Source organism: Rhizobacter sp. P2_H2, from assembly GCF_056403375.1.
Map to the genome: position 1 here is coordinate 1 of NZ_JBFUFP010000316.1, position 5,322 is coordinate 5,322.

General features: G+C 71.7%; 2 protein-coding genes. One reads left to right on the forward strand and one right to left on the reverse strand.

Annotated elements, in window-relative coordinates; all coding sequences use genetic code 11:
* Positions 1-2,487 (forward strand): hybrid sensor histidine kinase/response regulator (locus AC1D15_RS16830; RefSeq protein ID WP_477826867.1); only part of this gene is annotated, 2,487 nt, incomplete at its 5' end.
* 6 nt (positions 2,488-2,493) lie between these two features.
* Here the strand turns inward: AC1D15_RS16830 and AC1D15_RS16835 are convergent.
* On the reverse strand, positions 2,494-5,322 hold a 2,829-nt coding region (locus AC1D15_RS16835; RefSeq protein WP_477826868.1), incomplete at its 5' end, for a hypothetical protein.

A 5,322-nucleotide genomic window follows, 5' to 3' on the forward strand; every position in this document is an offset into this window, starting at 1 on the left:
GCGCTGGCCATCGTCGGCTGGCTCGGCATGCAGCGCACGCAGCGCGAGCTCTCGGCCTACGAAGACGAGGTGCTGCCGCAGATCGCGCAGGCGCTCGAACTCGCCGAGCGCACGACGCGCCTGGCCGCCACCGCGCCCGACCTGGCCGAGTCGCGCACGCCCGAGAGCCTGGACGCCAGCGCGACGATCGCGCGCGGGCTGATCAGCGAGATCCGCCAGCGCTCCGGCGAGATCGACGGCCAGGGCCCGCTGAAGGCCCGCATCGGCCCGCTGATCGACCGCGGCGACATCAACCTGCTGCGGCTGGCCGAGCTGACGCAGCTGCGCCAGCAGGTGCGCCAGCGGCTGCAGACGCAGATGGAGCGGCTGGAAGACATCGGCAGCCGGCTGCACGCCCGCGGCACGCCGCCGCGCCACGGCGACCCGGTGCTGACGCAGGTGTGGTCCAGCCTGGTGCTGGGTGCGAGCGTCGACACGCCGGCCACGCTCGGGCGGCTGCAGGCCGATGTCGAGGCGCTGCTGATCGCCRCCGACCGGCGGGCCGCCTACGCCGGCCTCGGCGACGTGTTCCGCGCGACGCTGCGCGAGCTGTCGATCGGCCCGGCCGGCATCCTGCGGTTGCGCAGCGAGCAGATCAACCTCGACAGCCGCAGCGGCTCGCTGGTGCTGCTGACGCGCACCAACGCCGACGAGCTCAGCGCGCAGGTCTCGCGCCACGTCGACACGCTGCGCGAGACCGCGCAGACGCGCAGCGAACTCGTCTCGCGCGCGATCGCCTCCGGCAAGACCGGCCTGCTGCTGCTGACGCTGGTGTGCGGCGTGATCGCGCTCGGCGCGACCGCCTACGTGCACCGGCTGGTCGGCGGCGTCGAGCGGATCACCGCGGTGATGTCGCGGCTCGCGCGCGGCGACACCTCGGTGGCGACGCCGGCAACCGCGCGCCGCGACGAGCTGGGCGCGCTCGCCCGCACCTTCGAGGTGTTCCGCGACAACCTGCTGGCCAAGCAGCAGCTGGTGGCCGACCTGCGCCAGCAGGGCGAGCTGCGCGCCGCGGTGCACAGCAGCATGAACGACGGCCTCGCGGTGTTCGACCGCGACGGCCGGCTGCGCCTGTGGAACGAACCGCTCGAACGCATGCTCGCGGTGCACGGCGTGCGGCCGGCCCCGGGCCAGCCGCCACGGCAGCTGATGGCGCAACTGGCCGGCGGCATCGCATGGAGCGCGCCGGGGCTCACCGAGCGGCAGGCGCTGGCCGCCGGCGCGCTGCCACCGTTCACCGCGCATGCGCATGTCGAGCTGTACCTGCCGGACAACCGCGTCTATGACGTGCGCAGCCGGGCGATGCCCGATGGCGGTGTCGTGAGCCTCGTCACCGACCTGACCGAGCGCCGTGCGATCGAGGTGCAGCTGCAGCATGCGCTGCGGCTGGAGATGCTGGGCCAGCTGACCGGCGGCGTCGCGCACGACTTCAACAACCACCTGGGCACGATCGTCGGCACGCTGGGCTTGCTGGAGGCGCAGACGGGGCTCGATGCCGTCGGCCGTGCGCAGCTGGAGCGCGCCGGCCGGGCCGCCGAGCGCGCAAGCGCGTTGACGCGGCGCCTGCTAGCGTTCGCGCGGCGCCAGCCGCTGCAGGCCGAGCCGGTCGCGGTGGACGCGATGGTCGAGGAGATGATCGACCTGATTGACTACAGCGCCGGCGACGCGGTGCAGGTGGCGCTGGCACTGCGGGCCGGCGACGCCTGCGTGCACGTCGACCGCGGGCAGCTGGAGAACGCGCTGCTGAACCTGGTGATCAACAGCGCGGCCGCGATGCCCGGCGGCGGGCGGCTGGAGATCGCAACGCGGGTGGAGGGCGGCGAGTTCGAGCTGCGCGTCAGCGACACCGGCAGCGGCATTCCCGAGGCGCTGCGCGAGAAGGTGTTCGAACCGTTCTTCACGACCAAGGCAGACGGCGAAGGCAGCGGGCTCGGGCTGTCGATCGTCTATGGCTTCGTGAAGCAGTCGGGCGGGCGCATCGCGCTCGCGAGCCGGGTCGGCGAGGGCACGAGCGTCAGCTTGCGCTTTGCGCTCGAGGCTGCGGCGCGCGAGCGGCAAGCGCCGTCAGGGCCCGGCCTGTCGGCCACGGTGCCGGTGTCCTCGGTGCTGCTGGTGGACGACGACGAAGCGGTGCGCAGCACGGTGTCGGAAATGCTCTCGTCCGCGGGCTGCCGAGTGCAGGCGGTCGCCAGCGCGGAAGAGGCCCTGCGCCGGCTGGAGGACGGCGCCGCGCCGCAACTGCTGCTGTCGGACCTGCGCCTGGGCGATGGCATGGGCGGCGTGCAGCTGGCCCGCACCGTCGCGACGCGCTGGCCGCAGCTGCGCGTGGCGCTGATGTCGGGCATGCCGCTGGAGGCGTTCAGCGGCCAGGCCGACTGGGGGGCGGGCTGGCCGTTCCTGCAGAAGCCGTTCGACGCTGCCACGCTCAGGGCCTGCCTGAGCGCATAGCGCCGTTCAACGCAGGCGTTCCACCGCGGCGGAAGCACCGGTGCGCCCAGCGGAGGTTGCCTTCACCCGCGGAGCCAGCGCCTGCGGCACCGGGATGACGAGCAGTGCGTTCTCGCCCGCCACAAACACCGTCCTGCCATCGGGCGAGATGTTCATCCTCGGCTCCGACAAGCAGTTGAGCACCACCAGGCACGCGAAATCGCTCAACGGGACGCTGCCCAGCACCGGAAGCGCCGGCAGGCTGGTCTGCGTGGAGGGCGCTCCGCCGGCGTCGAAGACAGTGAGGTACGGCGTGCGAGTGTCACCGGTTCCGTTGATCGGAAACACGTAGCGGTAGACGCGCCCGCCATCCGGCGACAGCACCGTCGATTGCTCCACCCATTTGGGCAACGGGTCGCTCGCCCGCCCCACGGCCGCGAAGTCCGCGTCGTAGACGACGGCATTGACCATCATCCGGCTGCCCGTCTCGTCGACACCGTTGTCGGCGCCGCCGAGAGATCCCACAGCGGCCGGCGCAAGGCGCCAGGTGCCGCTCGACTGGTCGCCGTAGCTGATCGTGTTTCCAAGATCGACCTGTCCGATCAGCAGGCGCTCGCCATTGCGCGACACCTCCATCGGTCCACCGTGCAGCCCCGGTACGTCGAAGGCGCGGGATGCCAGGTGGAAGCGCGTGGGGCCCTTCTGGCTGACCGACCCGATCCACACCCGGCCGTCGTCGGTGAAGGGCAAGCCATGGCCGGTACTCGACCCGGGCGAGTTGATGATCGCCGTGCCGACCGGATGGCTGCTGGTCACGGTGAAGGCCACCGGGTCGACCAGGTGCAGCGTCCCCTTGCTCTCCACCACCACCAGCCAGCTTCCATCGGGGCTCATGCCGATGTCGAACGGGGCCGTGAAGGCGAGCCGGTCGGACACCCAGCCCGACGAGGTTTCGCGCGCACGCTGCACGACACCCAGGGTCGGGTTCGCGAGGAAGACGAGGCCGTGGATCGGGTCGTAGACCAGGGAGGTCGGTTGCCCCCCGGTCGCGACCTTGCCGGCCGCGTGCACCGGCGCATCCACCACGCGCAGCACGCCGGACGCGGTGGCGGCACCGAGCGCATTCGAGAGGGCGATCGCCCTGTCGCCCGCGCTCATCATCGGCAGGGTCACGTTGATCGCGGTCGGGCTGACCACGGCGACGCTCTGCGGCGTGATGCCGGTGATCGACAGGCGCGCCACCGGGTCGCCCAGGTGATCGAAGCCACGCCCGCGCACGATCAGCGTACCGGCTCGACCGGTGCGCCATGCGGCCGGCCCCACACCCAGCACCTCGGGCAGCTCGTTGCGCAGCACCACCTGCGCCGTCACCGGCGTCAGCGCGCTGCCGGCGGCCGCGCCCACCGCGTTCGCCTGGATCGTGATGCCGGCCTTCAGGTCGGTGAACGCGGGCAGGGCCAGCACCTGGGCCAGGTCCGCTTCGTAGGTCAGCGGCGTCGTCAGGTCGCCGCTGCTGCGCGTGAGCCGCAGCCACGGGACCGAGGAGACAGCGGTCCACGACGCCGCCGCGACGCCGTTCCCGACCACCGGAACGCTGCCGGCCAGCGCCGCCGGCGTCGACTCGGCACCGATCACCAGCGTCTGCGGCACCGGCGTCGCGAGACCGGAGCCGACCGTGAGCGCCACCGGCACGACGACGGGCCGGCTCGGGTAGGCTGGCTTCAGAGTCAGCGTGGCGTAGTAGCTGCCCTTCGCCAGGCCGAGTGCCTGCGCCGTCACCTGCAGGCCGGTGCCCGGCAGGACCGAAGTGCTCAGCCAGCCCTTCGCCGAGCCGCTGTACTCGATGGCGACAGCGACATCCGGATTCCAGCTCGGCGGGGTCATCGGCAGCGTCTGCGTCGTGCTCGCACCTTCCGCCGCCGACAGGTTCAGGCTCTTCACCGTTGTCGAGAACGGCTGATCGCCCCCCGCAGGCGGCCTCACCACATACGACAGCCTGATCGTGGCGCTGCCGCTCTTCAGCTGGTCGTCCCGGACGCTGAACATGTCGTCGTAGGTGCCGGACGGCAGCGAGTCCGCGACCACGTCGAATCCCGTCGGGGTGATGTTCGACAGGTGCAGCCAGGATTGGGCCTCGGCATTGAAATGCAGATTCAGGAAAACGGTGGATGCGCCCGGCGGCAAGGTCAGGATGCCGACATGCGCGACCGCCGGCTGCCCGCTGACGGCCTGCAGCGTCAACTCGGTGGTGTCGAGCTGCAGGGTGCGCACGCCGACGGTTTCGGTCACGGTCAGCACGCGCTGGTAGCTGCCTGCCGTCAAGGTCAGGTGCGTGGTGTAGGTGCCGGGCTCGCGCGCCGGTGTGTTGACGCGCAGGCCGGTGGCACTGCGCTGGTCGACGGTCACGGCGGCATCGTCGGTGCTGACGGCGTACTCCGACACGTCCGGCGGCAACGCCACCGCGACTTGGCTGGACCGCGGCAGCCCGGCGCTGTTGGCCACGGCCAAGGCCGAGGGTGTGAGGCGGATGCCCGGACGCACGACGATCTGGTAGGCCAGCGTGGCGGGCGACCCCGTGAAGTGGCGGCTGCAGGTGGGATCCGAGCACACCAGCAGCAGCAGCGTTCCGGTATAGGTGCCGGGTGTCAGCGCGGGATTGGGAAAGATGCGGACGGTCGCATCCTGGTTGCTCGTGACCCGGATCTCGGAGCGATCGATGGCGGGATCCGGCAGGTGGTTCGGCGTGTCGACGCCGACGTAGATCTTGCCGCCCGGCGTGCCGAACGATCGCGCCTGCACGACACCCTGCGGCACCTCGCTGCCGACATCCCAGGCCAGGTCGATGCTGGTACGGTC